The 24653-nt window shown below is 65.5% G+C and carries 26 protein-coding genes and 1 tRNA gene; 12 read left to right on the plus strand and 15 right to left on the minus strand.

Going from position 1 to position 24653, the window contains the following annotated elements; genetic code table 11:
* Positions 1-60: 60 nt before the first annotated feature.
* Both BM167_RS01285 and BM167_RS01290 read right to left on the minus strand, forming a co-directional pair.
* Positions 61-2121: a DEAD/DEAH box helicase gene (locus BM167_RS01285; RefSeq protein WP_092887631.1), complete on the minus strand. Its 2061-nt coding sequence runs from the start codon at positions 2119-2121 to the stop codon at positions 61-63.
* A gap of 100 nt (positions 2122-2221) precedes the next feature.
* Positions 2222-2635, minus strand: coding sequence for a cupin domain-containing protein (locus BM167_RS01290; protein ID WP_092891012.1), 414 nt, complete (start codon positions 2633-2635; stop codon positions 2222-2224).
* A 119-nt stretch (positions 2636-2754) separates the two neighbouring features.
* Here BM167_RS01290 and BM167_RS01295 point away from each other — a divergent pair, with 119 nt between their 5' ends.
* A complete protein-coding gene (locus tag BM167_RS01295) occupies positions 2755-3927 on the plus strand; it encodes a M50 family metallopeptidase (protein ID WP_092887635.1) in 1173 nt (390 codons plus the stop codon).
* Positions 3928-3944: 17 nt separating this feature from the next.
* Here the strand turns inward: BM167_RS01295 and BM167_RS01300 are convergent, their stop codons facing one another.
* Positions 3945-4679, minus strand: coding sequence for a competence/damage-inducible protein A (locus BM167_RS01300; RefSeq protein WP_092887638.1), 735 nt, complete (start codon positions 4677-4679; stop codon positions 3945-3947).
* 187 nt (positions 4680-4866) lie between these two features.
* Between BM167_RS01300 and BM167_RS01305 the strand changes: the two genes are divergently transcribed.
* Together BM167_RS01305 and BM167_RS01310 are read left to right on the plus strand one after the other, a co-directional pair.
* Positions 4867-5319, plus strand: a complete 453-nt coding sequence (locus BM167_RS01305; RefSeq protein WP_092887641.1) for a DUF4112 domain-containing protein — start codon at positions 4867-4869, stop codon at positions 5317-5319.
* A 360-nt stretch (positions 5320-5679) separates the two neighbouring features.
* Positions 5680-6009, plus strand: a complete 330-nt coding sequence (locus BM167_RS01310) for a DUF7344 domain-containing protein (RefSeq protein ID WP_092887643.1) — start codon at positions 5680-5682, stop codon at positions 6007-6009.
* A gap of 358 nt (positions 6010-6367) precedes the next feature.
* Here the strand turns inward: BM167_RS01310 and BM167_RS01315 are convergent.
* Positions 6368-6440, minus strand: a tRNA-His gene (locus tag BM167_RS01315).
* A 121-nt stretch (positions 6441-6561) separates the two neighbouring features.
* Between BM167_RS01315 and BM167_RS01320 the strand changes: the two genes are divergently transcribed.
* Positions 6562-7017 (plus strand): DUF5814 domain-containing protein, encoded by a 456-nt coding sequence (locus tag BM167_RS01320; RefSeq protein WP_092891014.1) that lies wholly within the window; start codon positions 6562-6564, stop codon positions 7015-7017.
* 1 nt (position 7018) lies between these two features.
* Here the strand turns inward: BM167_RS01320 and BM167_RS01325 are convergent, their stop codons facing one another.
* The 3 genes from BM167_RS01325 to BM167_RS01335 form a co-directional block, all read right to left on the minus strand.
* Complete coding sequence (locus BM167_RS01325) at positions 7019-7432, minus strand: DUF8146 domain-containing protein (protein WP_092887646.1); 414 nt, start codon at positions 7430-7432, stop codon at positions 7019-7021.
* Positions 7433-7561: 129 nt separating this feature from the next.
* Complete coding sequence (locus BM167_RS01330; RefSeq protein WP_092887649.1) at positions 7562-8245, minus strand: RPA family protein; 684 nt, start codon at positions 8243-8245, stop codon at positions 7562-7564.
* On the minus strand, positions 8246-9175 hold the full coding sequence (locus BM167_RS01335; protein WP_092891016.1) for a replication factor A: 930 nt from the start codon (positions 9173-9175) through the stop codon (positions 8246-8248). It lies immediately after the preceding gene.
* Positions 9176-9384: 209 nt separating this feature from the next.
* On the opposite strand from BM167_RS01335, the gene BM167_RS01340 reads away from it, so the two are divergent.
* Complete coding sequence (locus BM167_RS01340; protein WP_092887652.1) at positions 9385-9669, plus strand: DUF7091 family protein; 285 nt, start codon at positions 9385-9387, stop codon at positions 9667-9669.
* Positions 9669-10733 (plus strand): mannose-1-phosphate guanylyltransferase, encoded by a 1065-nt coding sequence (locus tag BM167_RS01345; RefSeq protein WP_092887654.1) that lies wholly within the window; start codon positions 9669-9671, stop codon positions 10731-10733. The genes BM167_RS01340 and BM167_RS01345 overlap by 1 nt, the downstream gene beginning before the upstream one ends.
* Positions 10734-10769: 36 nt before the next feature.
* Here BM167_RS01345 and BM167_RS01350 read toward each other — a convergent pair whose 3' ends face one another.
* Both BM167_RS01350 and BM167_RS01355 read right to left on the minus strand, forming a co-directional pair.
* Positions 10770-11273, minus strand: a complete 504-nt coding sequence (locus tag BM167_RS01350) for a Tfx family DNA-binding protein (RefSeq protein WP_092887657.1) — start codon at positions 11271-11273, stop codon at positions 10770-10772.
* A 93-nt stretch (positions 11274-11366) separates the two neighbouring features.
* Complete coding sequence (locus tag BM167_RS01355; RefSeq protein WP_092887660.1) at positions 11367-11831, minus strand: TRAM domain-containing protein; 465 nt, start codon at positions 11829-11831, stop codon at positions 11367-11369.
* A gap of 111 nt (positions 11832-11942) precedes the next feature.
* On the opposite strand from BM167_RS01355, the gene BM167_RS01360 reads away from it, so the two are divergent.
* Positions 11943-12644 (plus strand): hypothetical protein, encoded by a 702-nt coding sequence (locus BM167_RS01360; RefSeq protein ID WP_092887663.1) that lies wholly within the window; start codon positions 11943-11945, stop codon positions 12642-12644.
* Positions 12645-12946: 302 nt separating this feature from the next.
* On the opposite strand, the gene BM167_RS01365 is transcribed toward BM167_RS01360, so the two are convergent.
* On the minus strand, positions 12947-13942 hold the full coding sequence (locus BM167_RS01365) for a radical SAM protein (RefSeq protein ID WP_092887666.1): 996 nt from the start codon (positions 13940-13942) through the stop codon (positions 12947-12949).
* 217 nt (positions 13943-14159) lie between these two features.
* Here BM167_RS01365 and BM167_RS01370 point away from each other — a divergent pair, with 217 nt between their 5' ends.
* Positions 14160-15290, plus strand: coding sequence for a DUF373 family protein (locus BM167_RS01370; protein WP_092887669.1), 1131 nt, complete (start codon positions 14160-14162; stop codon positions 15288-15290).
* Between the two features lie 211 nt (positions 15291-15501).
* On the plus strand, positions 15502-15750 hold the full coding sequence (locus tag BM167_RS01375; RefSeq protein ID WP_092891018.1) for a hypothetical protein: 249 nt from the start codon (positions 15502-15504) through the stop codon (positions 15748-15750).
* Between the two features lie 108 nt (positions 15751-15858).
* Here the strand turns inward: BM167_RS01375 and BM167_RS01380 are convergent, their stop codons facing one another.
* The gene (locus tag BM167_RS01380) at positions 15859-16701 is read right to left on the minus strand and encodes a polyprenyl synthetase family protein (RefSeq protein ID WP_092887672.1); all 843 of its coding nucleotides are present in this window, start codon (positions 16699-16701) and stop codon (positions 15859-15861) included.
* 226 nt (positions 16702-16927) lie between these two features.
* On the opposite strand from BM167_RS01380, the gene BM167_RS01385 reads away from it, so the two are divergent.
* The gene (locus BM167_RS01385; RefSeq protein ID WP_092887675.1) at positions 16928-18583 is read left to right on the plus strand and encodes a potassium channel family protein; all 1656 of its coding nucleotides are present in this window, start codon (positions 16928-16930) and stop codon (positions 18581-18583) included.
* Between the two features lie 93 nt (positions 18584-18676).
* Here BM167_RS01385 and BM167_RS01390 read toward each other — a convergent pair whose 3' ends face one another.
* From BM167_RS01390 to BM167_RS01400, 3 genes are all read right to left on the minus strand, one after another.
* The gene (locus tag BM167_RS01390) at positions 18677-19630 is read right to left on the minus strand and encodes an electron transfer flavoprotein subunit alpha/FixB family protein (protein WP_092887678.1); all 954 of its coding nucleotides are present in this window, start codon (positions 19628-19630) and stop codon (positions 18677-18679) included.
* A complete protein-coding gene (locus tag BM167_RS01395) occupies positions 19627-20430 on the minus strand; it encodes an electron transfer flavoprotein subunit beta/FixA family protein (RefSeq protein WP_092887681.1) in 804 nt (267 codons plus the stop codon). Before BM167_RS01395 ends, BM167_RS01390 begins: the two co-directional genes overlap by 4 nt.
* 125 nt (positions 20431-20555) lie before the next feature.
* A complete protein-coding gene (locus BM167_RS01400) occupies positions 20556-21785 on the minus strand; it encodes a helix-turn-helix transcriptional regulator (RefSeq protein WP_092887684.1) in 1230 nt (409 codons plus the stop codon).
* A gap of 158 nt (positions 21786-21943) precedes the next feature.
* Between BM167_RS01400 and BM167_RS01405 the strand changes: the two genes are divergently transcribed.
* A complete protein-coding gene (locus BM167_RS01405) occupies positions 21944-23278 on the plus strand; it encodes a DUF7096 domain-containing protein (RefSeq protein WP_092887687.1) in 1335 nt (444 codons plus the stop codon).
* A 57-nt stretch (positions 23279-23335) separates the two neighbouring features.
* Positions 23336-23824 carry a type IV pilin domain-containing protein gene (locus BM167_RS01410; RefSeq protein WP_092887690.1) on the plus strand — a complete coding sequence of 163 codons (489 nt, stop codon included), beginning with the start codon at positions 23336-23338 and terminating at the stop codon, positions 23822-23824.
* 37 nt (positions 23825-23861) lie between these two features.
* On the opposite strand, the gene BM167_RS01415 is transcribed toward BM167_RS01410, so the two are convergent.
* Positions 23862-24530, minus strand: a complete 669-nt coding sequence (locus BM167_RS01415) for a methyltransferase domain-containing protein (RefSeq protein WP_092887693.1) — start codon at positions 24528-24530, stop codon at positions 23862-23864.
* Positions 24531-24653 lie beyond the last annotated feature (123 nt).

The following is a 24653-nucleotide window of genomic DNA, read 5'->3' on the forward strand; positions in this document are numbered from 1 at the left end:
TCCCCCCCGCGGCTGAAAAACCATCTGGAGTCCGACGCCTCCGCCGGATATCAGCGGCAGTCACAGGTCCTCGTCGGACAGTTCCATGTCCGCGACGATGTCGTAGGGGTCGACGCCGTTGCGGATGTTGTCGAGGATGCGGAACGCGTCTTTCGGCGAGAGGAAGTGCCGGCATATCGCCCGGCCCAACGGCGTCGGTTCGAAGCCGTCGATGAACTCCCATTCGAGCAGTTTGCCGATAGCGTGTTTCGTCGGCACGTCGCCGAGCATCCCGTCGTTGAGGCGCTTTGCCCGTTTCCCCGCGACGATGACGTTCGCCAGCGTCTCCTCGACTGCGGCGGACTCGTCGTAGACGGTCATCACGTCCTCCATCTCGCCTTTCAGCAGTTTGAACGCCACCTCGTCTTCTGTCATCTCCATCGAGTTGTGGTAGACGCAGTCGGGTTCGACGAGGACGTACACCTTCCCCTTGTCGTGGTAGTCGGGCCGCCCCGCCCGCCCGAGCATCTGCTCGAACTCCTGCACGGAGAGCCACTCGATACCCATCGCGAGCGAATCGAAGACGACCTGCGAGGCGGGAAAGTCCACGCCCGCCGCGAGTGCCGCCGTCGTGACGACCGCCGCGAGGTCCTGATTGCCGAACTGGCGTTCGACGCGCTTCCGTTGGCCGTAGTCGAGGCCCGCGTGGTACGGCGCAGAGGAGTACTGCAGTTTCCGGGAGATTTCGTGACACCGCCGCCGGGAGTTGGTGAAGATGATCGTCTGTCCCCGATAGCCCTTCGACGACTTCGAGTCGAACTCGCGCGTGACGAGTTTGTCGGCGATGTCGGGTTTCTCCCTGCCGTCCGCGAACGTCACGTGTCGCTCTATCGGTACCGGCCGTTCCTCGAACTCGATGAGCGTCGCCCGAAGACTCCGAGCCAACACGTCGGGGTTTCCGACCGTCGCGGAGAGATACACCCACTGCGCGCCGCCGTACGCCTCGCGCCGTTTCGCCCGCGTCTCGCAGTAGTACTTGAGCCGGGATATCATCCCGTCGAGGCGGTGGCCGCGTTCGCCCTCCTTCAGCGTGTGCACCTCGTCGATGACGACGGTACCGATGTCGCCGAGGTCCTTGCCCGTCCGGAGGGCGTGGTCGATACCCTCGTAGGTGCCGACGATGACGTCCGCACCGGGGTCGAAGCGGTTGCCGTCGTCGTTGATGCGGGAGGCGCCGACGCGGATGGTCACGTCGACGAGGTCGCCGTACCGCTCTTCGAAGTCTTCGTGCTTCTGGTTCGCGAGGGCGACGAGGGGGACGAGAAACAGCAGTTTCCCCTCGCCTTTCAGCGCTCGGTTTATCCCCGCGAGTTCGCCGACGAGCGTCTTCCCCGTCGCCGTCGCACTCACGACGAGTTGGTCGCGGCCCTCGAACAGTCCGTTATCGACGGCGAGCGACTGCACCGGAAGCAGGCTGTCGAACCGGTCTTCGGTGAGTCCCTGCAGTTTCGGATGCAGGTCGAGACTCGACGTGGGGACCAGGTCGATGTCGTCCGTCGTCGCGCTGACGGTGTCGAATCGCGTCAGGTCGGGGTCCAGACCGCCTTTCAGAAGGTTCTCGATGCGGTCTAAGTCCTTCGTCTCCAAGAGGAGGTCTTCGAGTCGGTCCTGTGCGGCACCGGTGAGCGAACCGGCCCCAGAGAGGTCGAGTTCGCGTTCGAGTTCGCGCTTGGCGCAGTCGGGGCAGATGTGGTCGCGGTCGGCTTTGATGGCCGTCTCCTCGGTGATCGGCGAGTACCGACCGCTCGACGCGCAGTACCGGCACGTCCGCACCGCCACCGCCTCCAACTGGTAGCCGTCGAGCATCTCCTTTATCTCCTCGCGGGCGTTCGGCGCGGTCTGTTGGGAGATGCGGATGCGCGACGCTCGACGGGCGAGTTCGACGAACTGGCTCGGGTCCCGCGGTTCGTCGCTGGAACCGCGCTTGACGCGGAACTTCGCGGGCCGCGGACCGGCGTCCGTCTCCTTCAGTTCGAGCACGGCGCGGAACACGCGCTCTCCGTCGCGTTCGACCACGACGAGGTAGTTCCCCCCGGTCTGGTGGAGAAACAGCGTGTCGATGCGTCCGACCTGTTGAGACACGTTCCGTGGTACGTGGACGGGGTATTTCAGCGATTCGTCTGTCCGTTGCGACGTGCTACCGATACCCGCCCGAACGCGGGGGTCGGCGGTCCGTCCGAACTTACTCCTCTTCGAGGAGTTCGATGCTGTCGTCGCCGTTCGGGACCGCACAGAGGAACGCGCCCTCCTCGTCGGAGTCGTTGCGGTACCAGTGCACCGCGCCCGCCGGGACGAGGAGCGAATCGCCCGCGGCCACCTCGTACTCGTCGCCCTCGATACCGACCGTGTACGACCCCGAGAGGACGTACTGCTCGTGTTCCACCTCGTTCGTGTGCTTCGGGACGGACGCGCCCGGTTCGAGGACGAACCGACGCACCGCGAAGTTGGGCGCGCCGTCGGACGCGTCGATGAGGACGCCCTTCGACATCCCGTCTGCCGCCCCGACCGTCTCGTAGGTCACGTCCGAGGCGCGCTTTACGACCGGTTCGGTGTCCGACGCGCGGTTCGCCTCGGGGTTCGAGTCTGCGTCGCTCATACTTCGCAGTTCTCGCACCGACGGCCTAAGCGTTGCCACCGAGACGAACGGCGCGTCCGCGAGCGGTCTTCCGTCAGTCCGAGAACGGACTTAAGGCGCGTCCCCGACTATACCGGTGTATGCGTGGAATTCGGATCGGGAGCGTCTTCGGTATTCCCATCAAACTCGACCTCACCTTTCTCCTCGTCCTGCCGCTTTTCGCGTGGCTCATCGGGTCGGACGTGGCGGGACTCGTCGAAGGGATAAACGGACTGTTCGGCTCTAGTATCGACGCCGTCGGACTCACAGCCGGGTCGATGCCGTGGATACTCGGAACCGCGGCGGCGGTGGGACTTTTCGTCTGCGTCCTCCTCCACGAGTTCGGCCACTCGCTCGTGGCCATGCGCTACGGGTACGAGATAGACTCCATCACGCTCTGGCTGTTCGGCGGCGTCGCCAGTTTCGCCGAGATGCCCGAGGACTGGCGACAGGAGCTCACTATCGCCGTCGCAGGTCCTCTGGTGAGCGTCCTCGTCGGCGCCGTCTCCTACGTCGGGTTCCTCGCGACGCCCGCGATTCCCCCGGTGCGGTTCGTCCTCGGCTATCTCGCGTTGACGAACGTCCTCTTGGCGGCGTTCAACATGCTTCCGGGGTTCCCGATGGACGGCGGCCGCGTCCTCCGGGCGCTTCTCGCTCGGAAGCGCCCGCACGCGAGAGCGACGCAGATAGCCGCGGAAGTCGGCAAGGCGTTCGCGTTCGTCCTCGCCATCGTCGGACTGTTCGTGAACCTCTTTTTGGTCGCGCTCGCGTTCTTCATCTACATCGGCGCCTCCTCCGAGGCCCAACAGACCGTGATGAAGGCCGCGTTTCAGGACGTGTCCGTCCGCGACGTGATGACGCCGCGAGAGAAACTCGACACCGTGGACGAACGCGCGAGCGTCGCGGAACTCATGGACCGGATGTTCACGGAACGACACACGGGCTACCCGGTGATGCGCAACGGCCGCCTCGTCGGGATGGTCACGCTCAACGACGCGCGCACGGTGACCGAAGTCGAACGCGACGCCTACCGCGTCGAAGACGTGATGTCGAAGGAACTCCGGACTATCACTCCCAACGCGGACGCGATGGACGCCATCGGAGCCATGCAAGAACAGAGCGTGGGTCGCCTCCCCGTCGTCGACGAGGCGGGCGAACTCGTCGGTCTCATCTCTCGGTCCGACCTCGTCACCGCGTTCAACATCATCCAGTCTCGGGGGTCGCTCCCGAGGATTCGTTCCCGCGACCCGACGGACGTAATCGACGCCCGGTAACCCGGGAACCGGTCTCTCTATTCGGACTCCTCTCGGAGTTCGATTCCCGCGTTGGCCACCAGCCACGACACCGCTTCCGAGAGCGTCGAGCGGTCGTTCGCGGTGATTTTGATGCGCGTCTCGCCGTCGCCCCGACTCGGGTAACAGCCGACGCGCACGCCGAATCGCTCTCCGACCGACGCGAGGGGGCTCGCGGCCGCCCCCTCCGGTTCCGGGGTGTAGAGCGTCCGCGTCGCCACGTCGCCGCCGAAGTCGTCGGCGACGTTCGCGAAGACGGCCGTCATCTCCTCGGGGATTCCCGGGAGGACGTAGACGTTCTCCGCGACGCATCCCGGCGCGAGGCCCTCCGGGTTCGTTATCGGCGTCGCGCCCTCGGGCATCGACGCGTACCACTCGGGCTTCAACTCGAAGTCGATGTCGGGGTTCTCTTCGAGGATGCGGTCTATCGTCTGTTCGACGTCCGCCTCCGCGATGGGTTCGACCGCGAGTTCCCGGCCCAACCCCGCGGCGACGCCCTCCATCGTCACGTCGTCTACCGTGCCGCCGAGTCCGCCGGTAACGACGACGGCGTCGAACGCCGCCGCCCACTCTCGAACCGTCTCGGCGATGACCGACTCCTCGTCGGGGACGACGAGGAGTCGGCTCACTTCCACGCCCCGACTCGTCAGTTCGCGGGCCAACCACGTCGCGTTCGTGTTCTCTATGTCTCCCGCGAGGAGTTCGTTACCGACGGTGAGCACCGCAACGTCCATGTCCCAGACTGGAACCGGCGACGGTTAACTCCGTCTCCGCCCGTCTCCGGTCTCCGCGCCCCGGTGCCTCGCGACGACTCGCTCCGCGACGGACATCCGAGCGAATCCTGTTTGAAGGGCTGAAAGTGCTGTTTTCGACGTAGTATCGCCCGCCGCGCTTATCTACGCACGGACACAAGGTCGGGGCATGGTGGATACCCCGACGCGCGACTTCAGTTCCGAGTTCGACATCGAGTTCGACGGCGAACTTCCGGAGACGGTGGATAGGGCGGCTATCCATCGGATGCGAACCGTCGCTCGACTGTTCGACGACGCCATCCGCGTTCCGGGCACCGACTTCCGCATCGGTATCGACCCCATCCTCGGTGCACTCCCCGTCGCCGGTGACGTGGTCAGCGCGGGCTTTTCGCTGTACATCGTCCTCGAGTCCGCTCGATTGGGCGTCTCCTTCAGGACGCTTCTGAAGATGATAGCGAACATCGCTATCGACACCACCGTCGGGTCGGTTCCGGTTCTCGGGACTATCTTCGACTCCTTTTGGAAAGCCAACGAGTGGAACATGAAGATGGCTCTCGAGGACCTCGCGGAGGAAGCGGGCGACACCGAAGACGCGGAAGCGATAGAGATCGATATCGACTGAAACGGCCGTCGAGTCGGAGACGTTTCTCGTCGGTACGGGATACACCGAACGGCCGAGGGCGGGTTTCGTCTCTCGGCGACGGTATCACCTCACCTCTTTTCATCGACCGAGTGCGGACGTCTCTCGTTCTCGGAGGACGCGGATGTCGGCGACGAGAACCGGGCGGACGTGAGTCTCGACTCCCGTCGCCTCCATCCTCGACGACTACGGGCACATCGCGCGAGACGGAGCACTCTCTGAACTGCGGTTTTCGTCGCCGTGTAACCCCATCGAGAGTAAACTGGGCGACGGACAGTCACTCCGAGACCAAACTCTTTAGGTACACCACTTTCACGGATGGGGAACGTCACTCTAGTTAGAATGGCAGTCAGCCAAGACGGCACTCCCTCCGGGCGTTCGACCGACGACTATCTCGCCGTCCTCGGAGACCCGAACCGGCGAGTCGTGGTCGGAGTCCTCGCAGAGACCGACCGTCCGATTTCCATCTCGTCTCTCGCACGAGAGGTCGCCGCGGAGACGCAGAACGCCTCACCCGACGCGAAGATAGCACAGACGAAGCTGTCGCTTCACCACAACCACCTCCCGAAACTGGACGCCGCGGGCGTCGTCACCTACGACTCCGAAGAGCGTCTCGTCGCCCCGGCCGACGGCTTCGAGACGGCTCTCAGCGCCGTCGAACTCGCGAACTGACTCTCTCTGCGACCGGTCTCTCCGGCTCTTTTCCTCTCCGGCCGCGAGGTTTCCGCTGTGAAAATCGAATCTCGCCCGCAACTTCGCACTGCTCGGATGCTCGCCGACGCGAGCAATCGCTCACCGAGTGGTCGTCGGAAGAAGGTCCGGGTGCGAGAATCGAACCCGGTGCGAGACTCGCTACGCTCGTCTCGCGTGATTCGATTTCGACGTCCGGACGTTTCACTCCTCACTTCGTTCGTCGGAAGACGGTCCGGGTGCGAGAATCGAACCCGGTGCGAGACTCGCTACGCTCGTCTCGCGTGATTCGATTTCGACGTCCGGACGTTTCACTCCTCACTTCGTTCGTCGGAAGAAGGTCCGGGTGCGAGAATCGAACCCGCGTCTCAGCCTCCACAAGGCTGAAGGATAGTCCACTACCCTAACCCGGACACGCATCTACAGGTATCCCCGTGCGATTCAAATACGTTACGACTCCGCGTCGGCGTGTTCGACCGTCGCACACACCCATCGGGACGCTTTTGCCCGCGAGTGCCGTACGTCTCCGTAACCGTGGCTATCACGGACAAGATATACCTCAAGAACCACCGCCAGATTTCGTCGCAACTCGACGTGAACATCCCGAAAGGGGCGTTCAAGGGGGCGACGATGGACGTCCTCTACTCCGGCGACGGCCTCTCGAAACTCGACGGGGCAACGCGCGACAGACTGCTCGACTTCGCGGAGGACTTCCTCGACCCGAAGAACCCGGACGACCTGTACACGGGTTATCCCGAACGCCAGTTCGTCAGATACCTGCTCGAACTCCGCGCGGAGGGCCTGCCCCCGGACGCCATCGTCGACGTGATGAGCGACGACTACATGCTGTACGCGTATCCGGGCGACGTGCTGTCTTTTCTCGACAACGCGGTCCGAACGCTCGAAGCGGTCGAAACGCTCGCGGGCGTCGAAGGCAACGAGAAGATGGAGCGGAAAGCCCACAGAGCGAAACAGGCGCTCTCCGGGTAGGTCAGCCCAGTCGGAACGAGGGTTCGTCCGTCTCGCCGGCGTCTAAGTCCTCCAGTTGGATGACCTCCTCGTCGTCGTCTTCGAGTTGCTCGCGGAGGTAGTTGACGTACCGTTTGTGCTCTTCGAGCTGTTCGCGGAGGTGGTCGGCTTCGAGTTCCAGACGCTCGTGTTCGCGGACGAAGCTCTTCGGCACCTCCACCGTCGGCGGGAACGACTCCGCTTTCTCGTCGCCGCCCATCTCTTCGAGTTCGTGTTCGGGGACCACCTGCACCTGACCGTCGTGGGCAACGAGCGTATCCACGTAGTCTCGGAAGACCGCGGAAAGCGAGATATCTCGTTCTTCGGCGATCTCTCTGAGCGTCTCGAAGGCGTCCTCGTTGACGCGAAACGAGATCGTCTTGTTCTTGTTGCCCATGGTTGTTGTGCGGTGATTGCCGCTTCTACGTACTTAATGCTTTGTCAGACGGTCGCAGGTCGCGGCGCTACTCCGGTGTCCCGTCGAAAAAATCGGCCGAACGGCGCGCGCCGCGCGGGAACGCGAGCGTTACTGTTCGACTTCCGATTCGAGTTCCTCGTCGCCGGTTCCTGCGTCGACCGACGAGTCGGGTTCTCCCTCGGCGTCCGAGTCCGCGCCGCCGCCGAGTTCGTCGCCGTCGGTCTCTTCGAGGCTTTCGAGCGCCGAGACGGCCGCCCCCTTGTAGCGGTCGGTCGGCAGGTCGTACTCCTCGCGGGCCATCCGGGCGTACTCGTTGCCCTCTTCGTCGAACGTTTCGATGCGTTCGAGCGTCCGTTCGGACGTCTCGACCACCCACCGGTCACGCGTCGAGGCGTCCACGACGGAGATGGATTCGGGGCGGACGGAGACGTTCACGTTGCCGTCGTCGGTCTCGTACGTCCGCGGCTTGCCGACGACGGAGACGTACGCGGGCGGTTCGAGTTCGCGAAGCGCGTTGGCTGCTTCGGGCTGGTACTGTCCGGCGTAGACGAAGAACGTCCCGGTGGGGTCTACGATGCGCCCCCGCCAGTACTCGTTGTCCTCGCCCACGTCCTCTTTTTCGGTCAGCGTCCCGACGAGGAACACGCGATTCGCCTTCTCTCCGGTGGGGAGAAGGAGGTAGACCGGCGCGCGTTCGTCGTCGGACTCTTTGAACGTGTAGCTGGCGTCGTTGAACTCCTCTGCGAACACTCGTCGGGCGACTTCTCGGGTGGGGACGTCGTTTGAACTCATTTAGATCGACCTCGCTTTGATGAGGACTGCTTCGGCGTCCGCCGGTCCGGTCAGGCGTTCGGTCTCGTCTGCGAGCACGTACCGTCCGAACGTCGGTCCGGTCACGCGGTAGTAGACGCCGACCAGGTCGTCGCGCATCTCGTCTACGACGATGGTCGTGTCCAACGCGTCCATCGCCATCTGTTTCGCCTCTTCGAGGCTGATGCCGGTGAGCTCTTCTGTCATCTCTTTGTTGAAGATGACGTCGTGGACCTCGTTGCCGTCGTCTACGACGCCCTTGATTCTGAGGTCGAACTCGCCTTCGACGTTCCCGTGTTCGTTGCACCGACCGTTCTGGAGGACGCGCGTACATCCCTCCTCGGGGCAGCGTTTGATGAGGCCGCTTCCGGACTGGATGTCCACGAGTGCGCCCTCTATGGTCACGTCGTCGTCGCCGACTTCGATGTCCTCGTCGAGTTCCTCTATCGTCGTCGTCCGGTTGAGTTTCACGGAGAAGTTCCCCTGATACTCGTCGGTGACGACGTTACCGAGTTCGTACACCGCTCCCTCGTCGAGTTCGGGGAGTTCGGAGGTCTTGAACGAGACGAACTTGAGGGTCCCCGACTCGTCGCCGAGAAGCCCCACCTGAGAGATGGAGTCGCTTCGGGGGTCCCACAGGTCGACGACCTTCGCGGTCACGTCGACCCACTGTTCGTCCTCGTCGATGTCCGCCAACAGGGTCTCTTCGGCCCCGCCGCGGCCGAGTTCGTCGCGTTCGAGTCCCGCCTCGTCGAGGTAACTGTTGACGACCGACCGACGCGCCTCGTCGACGGGCACCCGGTACTCGTCGACGAGGTTCTGCAGTCGCTCCTCTACGTCGTCCTCGTCGACGTCTAAGTGGTCTGAAAACTGCTCTGCAATCTCCGCTGCGTGGGTTCGCAGGTCTGACATGGTTTCACTCGCCTCCACCTTGGTTTCCATCGGGAGGCGTACGTCAGTTGGCTCCCGATGGTTAATAAAGTGTCGTACGGAGCGAAAGTAGAAACGGTGCATGAGGCCCTTCTAACTCCGGTTTAGCGCCATCTGGGGACATCCGAATCTTCGCTTTACGAACCCCACCAACGGACATATAGGCTCGGGGTTCCCATCGGCCGATACCGATGGACGACCGCCTCGAACGGTTCATCCGCGACAAGTTCCGCGCCGCCGGGCGGAAGTACGCCCGCACGAAGCGAGCATACGACGAGGGGCGGACCGACGCCGACGGCGGATTCGACCTGCCGCGAGACGACGAGGGCCGCACGAAACTCGTCTGTCGTCGCTACGCGGAGCGCCGAAGCGTCGCTGTCGACGACGACGGGCGACCGGAGTGTTTCGAGGCGGGACACCCCGACTGCGTCGGATGTGCGGAAGATATCCGAACCGGCGTCGTAGAGACGTGGTGATGCAGGCAGACCGTTCTGACTCCGACGCGGACTCGCACTCGGACACGAACCCCGACCTCCCCGTCGTCGCCCTCGTCCTCGCCGGCGGCACCGGGTCGCGTCTCTATCCCGCGAGTCGGTCCGACCGACCCAAGCAGTTTCTCTCGCTTCTGGGCGAGGAGTCGCTTCTCGAACGGACGATAGCCCGCGCGCGAGAGGTGGCGGACGAAGTGGTCGTCTCCACCTCCGAAGCGTTCGCGGCCGAGGTGCGCGAACGCGCGCCCGACGCCGACGTGATAGTCGAACCGGCGGGCAAAGACACCGGTCCGGCCCTGACCTACGCGACGTACCGCATCCGCCAACGGGTCGGCGACTGCGTCGTCGCCGTCCTCCCCAGCGACCACCGGGTCGGAGAGGGGTTCGCCGACGCGATACGTCGCGGCGCGGCCGTCGCCGCACGCACGGGCAGACTCGTCACGTTCGGCGTCGAACCGACGCGCCCGGACACCGGGTACGGCTACCTCGAACCCGGCGAGTTCCGCGACGGCTTCGCGCCCGTCGTCGCCTTCCACGAGAAACCCGACGCCGAAACCGCCCGCGAGTACGTCGATGCCGGTCACTACTGGAACGCGGGCATCTTCGCGTGGACGCCCGAGGCGTTGCTCGCCGCCGCGCGCGACTCGCCGCTTGCGCCCATGGTGGCGGCACTCGATTCGGGGGCGACCCCCGAGGAGGCGTTCGACCGAGTCTCCGCGGTGAGCATCGACTACGCGGTGATGGAACGGACGGCCGACGCGGTGGTCGTTCCCGTCGAGTTCCGTTGGGACGATTTGGGCGCGTGGGACGCTCTCGAACGCGTCCTCCCCGACGACGCCGACGGAACCGTCGCCGCGGGCGACGTGGAGGTGCGGTCGGTCGACGCGGGGGACAACGTCGTCGCCGCCGACGGGAAACACGTCTCTTTGGTCGGCGTCTCCGACCTCGCCGTCGTCTCGTGGGGCGACCGGATACTCGTCGTCTCGAAAGACCGTGCGCAGGCGGTTCGTGACCTCGTCGACGAGTTGAAAGAGCGCGACGAGTTCTGAAACCCTAACGCTCGCCGCCGTCGAGTTCTCGACCGATTACGGTTCGTTCGGCATCCCGCCCCGCCGCACCCGGACGCTCCCGTCGCTCGTCACGCCGACGAGCAACTGCTCTCTGACCTCGCGTCCTTTGACGGCGTCGCCCGCCTCGTCCGCGACTATCTTCATCAGGTCCGGCGCGGTGTGGTTGACCTTCACGCCGGCCTCGTCGCAGGCGTCGTACACCGACTTCGGTACGTTGTAGAGGTCCTCGCCCCGTTCGACGACGACCTGTACGGGCGCGGTCAGCGCTTCGGCGAACGCGATGGTCTCGCGAGCCTTCTCGACGTTCCGCCGAGCGCTCGACTCGATGCTGGAGACGTTCGCGCGCGAGGTTCCGAGGCGGTCTGCGATAGTCGACTGACGGACGCCGCGTTCGCGAAGCGCCAACACCTCCGCCTGCCGACGGGTCAACACGCTCTCGTCGGGGACGAACCCGACCTCTTCGAGAATCGCGTCGGTGTCGAGGTTCGGGTCGGTCGCGTCGCCCTCCGAGTCGTCCATATCCCGCCTACGAGGCGGGGCGCAAAAAAGATGCAGAAGCTGACTGTCCGGTCGCTGGATGCGGTCCGAGTTCGTCGGCGCGGCGGGGCCGAGTTAGCTTCCCCAGAAGTTGTCTCGGCTTCCGAGTGCCGTCGGCCGCGTCGGCCCGTCGCCCGAGTTCGAGTCGTTCTCCTCGCCGTCCGCGTCCTCGCTTTCGGGCGACGCGTCCTCTAAGTCACCGTCGAGCGGGAGTTTCTCTATGACCTTCTTCGAGCGAGCGTGGTTCGACTTCACCTGGTCGATGCGGACGACCGCGCGCGACTCGGGCAGGAGGCCGTCCACGAGGACGATAAAGCCGTCCTCCGTGCGCCCGACGCCCGCACCGCTCTCGTGGATGTCGTCTACGTCCACGACTATCTCCTCGCCGGGTTTGACCGGTTGTGCCTTCAGGTCGCGGATGGGCTGTTCGTAGTTGTTACACCACTCGGCGCCGCCGCGGTCGCCGTAGTACTGACACCCCATGCCGTTGATTCGCTCGGAGTACCTCGGACAGTCGTCCGCCAGCGGACACTCAGACATGTCCGAAGTTACTTCACCGCTCGTCTAAACGCTTGCGGGTACGTTTCTCCGGGCGAACCCGCCCGTCTCACCGGTCGTAAGGCTTTCCCGCGGAAGAACCGACCCACGGGTATGAGCCGACGCGTCCCCGAGTTCGCACTCGTCACCGGGCTCCTCCTCGGCCTCTCGACGCTCCTCTCCGGCGTGGTTCTCGCCGACGAGGTTCTCACGACGTCGCTTCTCTCTGCGCTCGTCTCGTACCCGTTCGTCGCCTACGCCGTCGTCTCCGACGACGACCCGACGACGGTGATGCCGCCGCGAGCGATTCTCGCTCTCGGCGCGTTGTTCGGCGCCGCGCTTTTCGTCGTCTCGCTGCTGGCCGACCCCTCGCCCGCGAACGCCCTCTCGGGCCTGTTCGCGGGCCTCCTCGTCTCGTTGCCGCCCGTCGCGTACGCCGTTTACTTCGAGGCGGACGTAAATCCGCTCTCTCCGCGCGAGACGGTGGTCGCGGGCGTCGGCGTCGGCGTCGCTCTCCTCGTCTTCGGACTCGCCGTCGGGTCGGCGTCCTACGGCGCGGCGGACGCTCTTCTCGTGGGGCTCTCTGCGGCCGTCTACGGGGCGGCCCGCGGCGTCCGGTTCGACGCGCGGACGAAACGCGCCGCCGTCGCCGTCGGCGTCGTCCTCGGCGTCGCCGTCGTCGCCGTCGGAGTCAGCCGGGGTGAACCGCTCGGCGACTGGCTGGCCGTGGCGATGACGCTGACGCTCGCACCGAGCGTCTACTACGCGCTCACGTCCGCGCGGTTCGGGTCCGAGCGACGACGGACGCGGCGGTGACTGCGCCGTCGCCGCGACTGCGAGCACCATCCGGACGCGAACACAGTCGTCTCCCGGCGTCGTTCCGCTCTCGAAACCTGTGGTAAACCGGAAAACAGCGGCCGTTTATGCCGGTAGAGGTTCGAATCTAGTACGCCACCCACGAGGGAGGGTGGTACGACTGGGGAGACAGTCACAGTACCACCGGGAGTTCGCTACTCTCCGTCGGTGGTCTTTCGCCGTCCGCGTACGCTCGGCGGTCGATTCGAGACGGACCCTTCTGCGAGAACGAACGCCGTCGGGACGGAACTCGGACCGATACTTCACGCCAACGGCGTCCGTTCGACCACGGTGCCGTCGACGGTGGGATACTGCTCGACGATTTCGCCCTTCGAGACGTCACCGTCCTCTATCATCTCTTCGAGAAGCCACCACGCGACTTCGATGTGGTCGGATTTGACGGTGTAGAACTCCTCTGGGACGCCGAGTGCCTCGAACTCCGCTTCCGTGGCCCACGTCTTCCCGTAGACGAGGGTGCCGTCGTCCGTCACGTCGTCGAACTCCCGGCAGATGTTTTCTGCCATCCGCTTGAGGCGGTTCCGGTGTTGGGCGGCGTCTTTGAACACGGAGGTACAGAAGTAGACGCGTTCGTGGTCGCCCATCTGAGCGAGAATCGCCTCTTTCGACCCGTCGACGGCGGACATGTGGCCCTCCTGCAGTTCGTACCCTTCCTCTTGCATCCGGCGGTAGTTCCCGTCGGACATCTCGAACTCGTTTACGTTACAGAAGTCGGCCGCACCCTCGTCTAAAAAGTCCAAGAACTCCGGTTCCGCGCGGATGCCCGGAATCTCGAACGCGGGGGTAAGTCCCTCTTCGCGCGCGATGTAGAGAATCTCCTCCCACTCGGTGCCGTGGAGGTCACCCCACATCTCGTACGGCGGGTGGAAGCGAATCTCGTCTAACCCCGCCTCGGAGAGACGGCGCATGTTCTCGCGCCCGCCGGTGATACCGGTGTAGAGGTGGGTGTGGTGGTCCTCGCCGAACTCCTCTTTCAGAAGCGAGAGATACCGACACGTTTTGTCCAGCGCTTCCTGCGGTTCTCCGCCCGTGATGGAGGTGCCGAGTGCCTCCATCCGCTTTGCCTCCGCGATGACGTCCTCGTCGGACTCGACTTTTCGCTCGTTGGCGTAGACGTCCGTGACGTTCTTCCGGTTCTCGCCGAGTGGGCAGTAGAAGCAATCACGCTGGTCGCAGTACCCGTAGACGAAGAGCACCATCTTGCCTCCCATGGCGCACTGCTCACAGCCCTTGGAAATCATCTGATTGTCCTCCGATAGCGTGCGGAGACTCAAAAGTCGTGCTACTTCGATTACGGGGCTCTCCTCGCTCTCGACGCGAGATACCGTGTGACGCAGTACCGGTCGGTTCGGGGGCGTCCGGCGGCCGCCGCTTCCCCCGGTTCGGTCGCGCTTCCGTCCGCCGTCGCCGGGATTCGCTCCCGAAAACAAATATACTGCGACGGCATACCCTCGAACGATGCTACTGGTCCTCTGCGTGGACCTCGACGACGACTTGGGCCGGAAGACGGGTCTCGACACCCCCGTCGTCGGCCGAGACGTCGTCGAGGAGGCCGCGGTGGCGCTTGCGACCGCCGACCCCGAGGATTCCGACGTGAACGTCCTCTTTCAGGGGATTCACGAGTACGAGGCCCTCCGCGCGGACGCCGAGGTGCGAGAGGAGGTCGAAGTCGCGGCGGTCACGGGGACCCAAGGGAGCGACGTGAAGGCGAACCGCGCCATCGGCGAGGAGATAGACCGCGTCCTCGCGGGTCTCTCGACCGGCGAGAACGTCCGCGCCGTCGTCATCACCGACGGCGCACAAGACGAGTCGGTCCTGCCCGTCATCCGGTCGCGCGTTCCCATCGACAGCGTCCGCCGCGTCGTCGTCCGGCAGGCACAGGACCTCGAATCCATCTACTACACGATGAAGCAGGTGCTTGCGGACCCCGAGACGCGCGGGACCATCCTCGTTCCCCTCGGTATCCTGCTTCTCATCTACCCGTTCGTCACCATCGCCAGTCTGTTCGACGTGCCGGGCGCGGCCGTCCTCGGTCTCATCTCGGCGCTTCTCGGCCTCTATACCCTCTTTCGCGGACTCGGTCTGGAGACGGTCGTCGACGACACCGTCGACCAGGTGCGCGACGTTCTCTACGAGGGGCGCGTCACGCTCATCACCTACGTCGCCGCCGCCGCCCTCATGGTCGTCGGCGGGTTCCGCGGCACTGCTCTCTTGGAGACGGTGCGGGCGGGCGTGAGCGCCGAACTCTCCGCGCCCGTCGTCCTCGCGGCCCTCGTCCACGGCGCGATTCAGTGGTTCGCCGCCGCGGGCGTCACCTCCAGTCTCGGACAGGTGACAGACGAGTATCTCGCGGACCGATTCAAGTGGCGCTACCTGAACGCGCCGTTCTACGTCGTCGCCATCGCCATCGTCCTCTACGCCGTCTCGGGGTTCATCCTCCCGTCGGGCGCCCCCGGCGTCGAGTCGTTCACGCTGACGGAACTCGCGGTGGGACTGACCGCCGGGACGCTCCTTGGTGTGTTCAGTACGCTCGTGTTCGCCATCGCCGAATCGCGGTTTCCCACCGCGGTCGAACCGACGCGCGGGTGACCAGCGTCGCCTCCCTCCGGTCGGCGACGGAACGCGAACGGGGAGCGCAAGCGACCCGCGAGCAGCGTGGTCGGACGAAGTGAGACCACGGAAACCGACCGGAGAGCGCGCACACTCCGCGGCGCGTATCGCCCGCCGGGCCGTCGACTAGCGAAGACGGAGTTTGCAGCCCCTCGGATTATGCCCGTAGCATGCTAACACGCAGATGGACATGGACCGACCCTTCAGCGACGACGACAGAGAAAAGACCGTTGTCACCTCTGACGGCCACACCGTCGGGCGAGTTCGCGACGTCAACGACGACCGAGCGACTATCGACCGCTCCGACGACGACGACGAGAGTCTGACAGACGAGATAAAAGACATGCTCGGATGGGGCGACGACGACGACTCCCACGAACTCCACCGCGACCACGTCGACCGAGAAGAGAACGACCGACTCTACCTCCGACGGCGGTAACCGACGGCCGACGCCTTCGGGCGCGGCCGAGCGAAGACGCAGTCTTTTCACGTTTCGGTGGTCGTTCGTATCGACCGCCGAGGCTCCGTCCGGGCCGAAACGATTCGGTCAGCGCTCGCGGACGACGACGAACTCGGCGAGGTCCTTCAGATATCCGAGCGCTTCCGTCTCGCCGAGGTCGGTCGTCTCCAGTGCGTCGAGAGCCATCTCCGATTGGTCCTGTGCGCGCCGGTTCGCCTCCTCCGGCGAGAGGTTCGTCACCTGTACGAGCGAGGGACGGCCCATCTCGGCGTCCTGTCCGGTCGGTTTGCCGAGTTCCTCCGCGTCGGCCGTCGCGTCGAGGACGTCGTCGCGTATCTGGAACGCGACGCCGACGCGTTCGGCGTAGTCGCCGAACGCCTCGACGGTGAACGGGTCGGCGTCGGCGGCCACGGCCCCGAGTTCCGCCGCCGCGCGGAACAGCGCACCCGTCTTCCGCCGCGCGAGTTCCATCGACTCGCGTTCCGTCGTCGGGAGAGCGACGAGTTCCGTCGCTTCCCCCTCGCCGAGTTCGACCATCGACTCGGCGACTATCTGCGTCGCGCGTTCGTTCACGGAGAGGAGGGCGAAGGCTTCGCCGAGCAGTCCGTCGGAGGCGATGATGGCCGGACCGTAGCCGTACTCCGCCCACGCGCTCGTCGTCCCGCGTCGGATGTCGGAGCGGTCGATGATGTCGTCTATCACCAGCGACGCGTTGTGGACGAGTTCGACGCTCACCGCGAAGTCCACCGCCGCCTCCGGGTCGCCGCCGCACGCCTCGCACGCGAGAATCGTCACCGCGGGTCGGACGCGCTTTCCCCCCGCCAGCGCGACGTGGCCCAGTTCGTCGGACAGTTCCGGCGGGTCCACCCCCTCGATGACCGATTCGAGGCGTTCTTCGACCATGGAGACCCGACGCTCCAGATATTCCATTGTCGGACCGTAGGATTCAAAAAACAAGTACGTGACGGGTTACTCTCCACTTTCTCTCGGGGGCGCTACGCGCTCCCGACAAAACCTGGAGGAAAAAGACCGAACCGCGGCGGGGTAACGAAATCGAGTGTAGGCCGGACGCCTCGTCGCCACCGACCGGACGGGCGCTGCGATTGGACTTTTGTCGTTTCGGTAGAAATCGGACCGCACGGATACTTTCGACCACATGCGCGAACTATCACACCTCGAGGGACTCCACCCGCGGGACCTCACGCGACGCCAGCGACTGTTACTGATATACGCCGCCGGTCTCGTCTCCGTCGTCCTCCTCTACACGGTCCTCTACAACACCGGAATGCGGACGCTCGAAGACCGCCCGCAGTCCATCTTCCGTTCGTTTCAAACGGTCACCGAGACGATGACCACGACGGGGTACGGCGCGGACTCGCCGTGGGCGACGCCCGTGATGAACGTGTTCATGGTGACGATGCAGGTGACCGGCGTCGTCATCGGATTCGTCACCCTGCGCGTCCTCGTCATCCCGTTGTTCGAGCGGACGCCGCTGAACCTCGACGACCGCCTGTCGATAAAGGACGGCCACGTCGTCGTCGCGGAGTACCGACGGGACACCGGCGTTCTCCTCGACGAACTCGAACAACTCGACGTGGGGTACGTCCTCGTCGAATCCGACGAAGAGGAGGCGAAACGGCTCTCCGACGACGGCTATCAGGCCATCAACGGCGACCCCGAAGACCCCGACGACCTCGCCCGCGCCAGCATCGGGAAGGCGTCGCTCCTCATCACCGACGCGGGCGACCGAACCGCGAGCGTCGTCCTGACCGCTCTGGAAGCCAACGAGGACCTCCGGGTGGTCAGTTTCACCGCCTCGACGCGCCGGAAACCCGCGCTCGCGGAGATAGGCGTCGACCGGAGCGTCGCGCCGCACGCACTCATCGGACGGCGACTGGCCGAGAAAGCGACGACGCCAGTCGACGTCGGCACCGCTGGCGGCGAGGAGGTGACGGTCCGCGAGATTCTCGTCCGACGGGGGAGTCCGCTCCACGGCGTCTCGATACGCGACTCTCCGCTCGCCGCGCACCCCGACCTGACGCTCGTCGCCGGGTGGTTCGACGGCGAGCTCCGCATCCCGCCGTCGCCCGACGACAGACTCACGCCCAACACCGTGTTGGTCGTCGCCGGCCCGGAGAGCGACATCGACGAGGCGACGGACGAGATGGGGAACGTCCGGAGACCGACGGACTCCTCGCACTCCCGCGTCGTCGTCGCCGGGTTCGGAGAGGGCGGACACGCGGCCCTCGAAGCGCTTCCCGAAGAGACCACGGTCACGACGATAGACGACTCGGCGGACGCGAACGCCGACGTCACCGGCGACGTGACCGAACCCGAGACGCTCCGCGCGGCCGGTATCGAGGACGCTTCGGCGTTGGTCGTCACCGTCGACGACGACGCGACGGCGCTTCTGACCGTGGCGATGGCCCGGTCGCTCTCTCCCGGCGTGGAGATTCTCGCGCGCGTGACCGACGCGGACAAGGCGTCCCCGGCGTTTCGGGCCGGGGCCGACTACGTCCTCTCGGTTCAGCAGGTGTGCGCTCGGTTGGTCGCCGCGGAGGTACACGGCGAACGCGTCATGGCTCCCGCCGCACAGATTCGACTCGTCCGCGCGGACGCGGACCCGTTCGTCGGCGAGTCGTTGCGCGACGCGCGCCGCGATACCGAACGCGGGTGGACGGTGGTCGGTATCGTACGTGACGGCGCGGTTCGAACCGACGAGCGAACCGTCGTCGAAGCCGACGACGAGATGGTCGTCGCCGGGAGCGACGAGGCGATACAGGAGTTCGAGCGGACGGTGGACACCTCCTAACCCACTTTTTCTCGGGGGCGCGGAGCGCCCCCGACAAAACCTGGAGGAAAAAGACCGCACAGCCCGACGGGCGGTTCCGCTGACTGTTCTCGGTTACTCGAACTGCTCGATGAGTGCCGGAACCACGTCGAACAGGTCGCCGACGACGCCGTAGTCGGCGATATCGAAGATTGGGGCGTTCGAGTCGGTGTTGATGGCGACGATGGTGTCCGAGCCTTTCATCCCCGCGACGTGTTGGACCGCGCCCGAGATGCCGACGGCGATGTACACGTCCGGCGTGACGACTTTACCGGACTGTCCGACCTGCCGACTCGACGGCAACCACCCGTTGTCGACGATGGGACGCGACGCAGAGAGCGTCGCGCCGAGTGCGTCCGCCAGTCGTTCGACGAGTTCGAGGTTCTCCTCTTCTTCTATCCCCCGTCCGACGGAGACCAACACGTCCGCGTCCGAGATGTCCACGTCGCCGTTTCCGACCTCTTGGAACCCGGTGACGTGAGACCGTATCGCGCTCTCGTCGGGAGCGAAATCGAGCGGCCGTATCTCCGCGCTACCGGGTTCTTCGGCGGGAATCCACTCGCCGCCGCGGACGGTAATCGCCGCGCGTTCGGTCGCTACGTCGACAGTCGTCTCAACTTTCGACCCGTACATCTCGCGGGTCACGGTGAGGGTTTCGTCGAACGTCACGTCGACGGCGTCCGTGACGAGAGGGACGTCGAGACGACTCGCCACCGCGGGCGCGTAGTCGAGGCCGTTCACCGAGTGCGGCATGACGACGAACTGCGGAGCGCACTGCTCTGAGAGTGCCGCGACGGCCTGTAGATACACGTCGTGGTTGAACTCCTCGCCGTGATCCACCGTGTGAATCACGTCCACGCCCTCGATGTCCAGGTCGTCGGCGAACTCGTCTATCATCCCGCTTATCACGGCGACGTGGAGTTCGCCGCCCGTCTCGTCGGCGAGTTCGCGTCCGAGGGTCACGAGTTCGAAACTCACGTCGCGAAGCGACCCGCGGCGGTGGTCGGCGACGACGAGTACGTCCGTCATTCTGCCCCCACCCCCTTCTCGCGGAGGGCGTCCGCCAGTTGCGCGGCTTGCTCTCCCGCGTCGCCCTCGTAGAACGTCGCGTCCGACTCGCTTTCCGGTTCGTACATGTCGGTCAGCGTCAGTTTGCTCTCGACGGCCGCCGCGTCGAGTCCGAGGTCAGACAGAGACGTCTCGGCTATCTCCTTTGACTGGGCCTGTCGGATGCCGCGGAGACTGGCGTACCGCGGTTCGTTGATACCCGTCTGGATGGTGAGCACGGCCGGAAGTTCGATCTCCGTCAGTTCCTCTACGCCGCCTTCGAGTTCGCGGTGGACGCCCGCGACGCCCTCGTCGAGGACCCGTTCTTTGTCGAGTGCGTTCACGACCGCACCCCACTCGAACCCGACGCTCTCGGCGAGAGAGACGCCCGTGGCCCCGAACCCGGTGTCGTTGGCCTGCACGCCAGACAGCACGAAGTCGGGCTCTTCCGCTTCGACGACGGCGCGGAGGAGTCGCGCCTTCGCGGCCACGTCGAGCAGACCCACCTCTTCGAGTGCGTCGTCCCAGACGCGAACCGCGCGGTCGACGCCTTTCGCGAGTGCCATCCGAATCGTCTCTTCGCTTCGCGCGGGACCGATAGTCACGGAGACGATTTCGACGTCCTCGTCGGACGCCTCGCGCAGTTGCACGGCCTCTTCGACCGCGTACTCGTCCCACTCGTTGAGGTCGTAGTCGAGATATCGCGAGTCGACCGCGAGATCCGCTATCTCGAAGTCGTCTTGCACTTCGGCGACCTCCTTTACGGTCACGAGAACCTTCATCATCGACTCATCTCTTTACGGGACGTAAACGTTTTCGGGAGAGCGCGCGGCGACGTTCGATCGGAATCGCCCCACCGCACCCGCATTCCGACGTATCGGCCGCGAGGACGGGGTCGCCCGTCGCGTCAGTTCGCCGCGCCGTCCACGTCGTCTTCGTCCGGCAGAGAGATGAGGTTCTCCCGACCGAGTCTGAGTTTCGTGACGCGCCCGTCGTCGGCCATCGCAGAGAGCAGTTGCGATACTTTGGCGTCGGACCAGCCGGTCTCTTTGACGATGTTGGCCTGCTTCATCCGACCGCCGTTCCGTTCGAGGAGGCGTTCGACCCGTTCCTCGTCCGAGAGCAGAGACGGGTCGACGCCGTCATCGTCGCCCTCGTCGTCTCCGTCGGTCTCTCCCGTTCCGTCGTCGGGTTCGTTCGGACCCGCGGTCCCGGTTCGTCCCTCGTTCGAGGGGTCGTCGGCCGGCACCGTCTCTCCGGTCGGCGCCCCGCCGTTCACCGTCGCAGTGGTGTTCTCGGGCGCGCTCGCGTCGTCGCGCCGTCCGCGAAGCACCACTGCGGCCCCGAGTGCGAGTGCGACGAGGACGAGAGCCCCGCCACCGACGTAGAGGGGCCACTGGAAGGCCTGTTGGATGTCGTTGCGGCGGTACGTGACGACGAGTCGGTCGTCGTCGTCGAACTCTGAGGGGCCGTCCAGAATGATGGCGTTGTTCTGCTGTTTCACCGGGACGCTCGTCGTGTTCGTGGTGTACCCCTCCGGCGGCTGGATTATCATCCGCTGGTTTTTCCCCATCAGCGAGAGCCACGTCGGCGACGACTCGGACTGGTCGCTCGGGACGAGAAAGACGTCGCCCAAGCGGAGGCCGTCGCCGTCGCCCTGCTTGAGAAAGTTCGTCCAGACGAACGACATCGAGAGCGTTCCGCTGTCGTCGCCGGTCGAGTAGTCGTACGTCGCGTTCCGGATCTCCATCTCGCGTCCGGTCGTCTCGCTGGCACGCGAGGCGATCTGTCTGAACAGGTCGGCGTCGACGCCCACGTCGGACTCGCCGCTCTCGTACGCGCGCCCGATCTGTTCGAAGGCGGCCGTCTCGTTTTCGCCGTCGAGGTCGTAGGTGACCCGGACGTGCCACTCGGCGCTTCGGTCCGCTCTGAGATCGACCCGCATCACCGTCTCGGGCGACCGATCGAACGAGGAGTCTGTCTGCGCCCAGACGCCGCCGTCCGCCGACGTCCGGAGGGCGGCGGCTCTGTCCGACCCCGACCCGGAGGCGGCGGCCGCCGGGGTCGGCGCGGCGACGGCGGGTCCGACGCCGGAGAGCACGAGGAGGAGGGCTGTGAAAATCGCGACACTCCGCATTTGTTGGTGGTTCCTCGTGGCACTCTCAAAACGCTTTCCATCGGTTGAACGCGAGATGACGGTCGAAAACGCCGCCGCATCTCCCGCTGAGGAGCCGTTACGTTGTCTAACGGCAGAATGACTGCATTTTTAGTACTCTGATACTGTAGCGTCCGAATATGAGAGCCCTCCCCGTGACGTTCGCCGTCCTCTTGGTCCTCTCCTCGGTCGCCGCCGCGGCGGGGACGGCGGCTATCTCGCCCCCTGGTCCGTCTACGCCGGCGACGACGGACGCTCCGGCCGTCGGCGAGGGGACCGACCAACTCGCGCCGTCGAGAGAGTTGGTCACGAACCATACAGCGCAGAACGCGACCCTCGGCGTCCTCGGGATTCCGCCCGGCACCGTCGAGCGGAGTTCGCTCGAAACGCGAACCGTCGACCTCGGTCCGTCGCTGGCCTTCGAGTCGAACGCGACGGCCGCGCGCATGGAGACGCTCCGGCGAGTCGAGCGAATCGAGTCGACGTCGGACGCCGACCGTCGTCAACAGTTACTGCTCGAAGAGATGAGCGACATCGAACAGCGCACCGTCGACCTCCGGGCGCGGCAGCGAACGGCCATCGCCGCCTACGGCGCGGGCGACATCTCCGCTCGAACGTTCCTCGTCGAACTCGCGATGATCGACATCCGAGCGTCCGCGTTGGAGGAACGACGCGACCGAATCGAGGATATCGCGCTCGCGATGTCGGACTTCTCCATCTCTCAGCGGTCGGCCGACCTCGAACGGGAACTCGACACGTTCACCGGCCCCGTCCGCGGTCAGGCCGTGGACGTCCTCAGTGGCGAGGAAGACTCCGCTCGGTTCTTCGTCCAGTCCGCCCCCGACAGCGTCGTCCTCGGCGTCATCGACGACGGGACGTACGTCCGAGAGGCGTACCGCGGCACACTCCGCCAGCGCGGTTCCGAGACCATCACCACGCCCGCCGCGCTGAACATCACCGCGGAGTCGTACCCCAACCTCTACGCGCTCCGGAACCGGCAGAACGGCACCGACGTGGTCGGCTCCGGCGACAGCTACCTCGTTCGCATCCAACACGAACGCGGGGAGCTCTCGGCGTTCGTCGACAGCGGTTCCGAATCCGTGTTCAAGGAGTTCCAACGCCGACCGCTCGACACGATGGAGACCGAGAAGGCCGGTACGTCCGTCAAAGACGGCCTCCGGCTGACGGCGTATCGGAGCTACTCCGGGGGACCGGTGCTCGTCCAGTTGAACGACTCCGAAACCGGAGAACCGGTGGACGCCCGAATCACCGTCGGCCCCTCCGGCGGACGGAGTACGAGCGTCGGGCGGACCGGCGCGGACGGACGCCTGTGGACTCTCGCTCCGGGTCAGTCCTACCAGATCACGGCCATCGACGACATCTCGGTCGTCCTCCTCTCCGTCGAGTCGTCCCCGCCGCCGCTCGTCCACGACCGGCAACCGAACCAGACGAACGTCACGCCCGTCGAGCAGTAGCCGCCCGCTCGGACTCGCGGACGAACGTTCTTGTACCGTGAGCGGACCACACTCGCCGTGTCCGCCCGCGCGCTCTCTCCCGTCGTCGGCGTCGTCGTCCTCGTCGGTCTCACCGTCGCCGTGGCCGCTGTCGTCGGCGCGGGAGCCGTCGCGTTCGCGCCCGAAGACGCCGCGACCGACCGGTCTCGCGGCCAGCCGTCGGCGGGAGTCGCGCTCTCTTTGACGGCCGACGGCGACACCGCGACGCTGACGCACGAGGCGGGCCGTCCGCTCTCGGTTCGACGTCTCCGAGTTCGCGTCGAGGTGGACGGGACGCCGTTGCGCCACCAACCGCCGGTCCCGTTCTTCTCCGCGCGCGGGTTCCGCTCCGGTCCGACGGGGCCGTTCAACGCCGCGAGCGACGGGACGTGGTCGGTCGGTGAACGCGCGTCGTTCGCCGTCGCGGGGACGAACGACCCGGCGCTCGAAGCGGGGCGGACGGTGACCGTGACGGTGTACGACGGGAACCGTCGCGTCGCGCGCCTCTCGGCAGTCGCGGATGGCTGAGACCGCCGCAAAACTCGACTCGGATGGGGAGGCCGGGTTACGCGTCGGTTTCGGTGCCGACTTCGGCCGCGTCGGCGTCCGGGGCCTCTTCGGGCGCGCGAGCGATGGTCGTGATGGCGCGCGGACTGCCGGGGCGGGCCTGTTGGATGTGGTGTTCTATCTCGACGAACCCGGCCTCCTCGAACATCCGCTGGGCCTCGTGTTCGTCGTAGAACAGCATGATGGTGTCTGCGAGCTTCTGGAACAGCGTCGTCTTCGGGTAGTCCGGCCCGACGACGAGGACGCGGTGGCCGGGCTTGACGACGCGGCGGAACTCCCGAAGCGCCGCGACGGGGTTCGGCCAGTACTCGATAGAGCCCGACGACCAGACGGCGTCGAAGGAGTCGTCCGAAAAGGGGAGACGCTCGGCGTCGCCGCGGTAGAAGCGCACGTCGTCGTTCTTCCCGAACTTGGCGAACGCCTTCTCTAGCTGGTGTGCGCTCTGGTCGAGTCCGTGGACGTCGCCGGTGTGCTGGAGGAGCCCTTCGGTCGCGAATCCGGTTCCACACCCCACGTCCAACACCCGGTCGTCGGACCGGAGGGCCAAGAGTTCGAGCGCTTCGTCGCGCATCTCCTCGTTCCAGATGAACGGGTTGATGCGGTCGTACACCTTCGAGAGGTATTTGTAGAACAGACGGGCCCGTGACTTGTCTTCGAGGACTCCCATCGCCACAGAGTTCGAAGCCGTCTCCCATAACGGTGCGGATTCCGCGTCGGTCACGGCCGTAAGAGAGTTCAGTCGGCGCACCGTCACCGGTCCCCCGCCGAAACCGCCCGCGTCGGCGGGCGT

It is taken from the genome of Halopelagius inordinatus (assembly GCF_900113245.1).
GTDB classification, from domain to species: domain Archaea; phylum Halobacteriota; class Halobacteria; order Halobacteriales; family Haloferacaceae; genus Halopelagius; species Halopelagius inordinatus.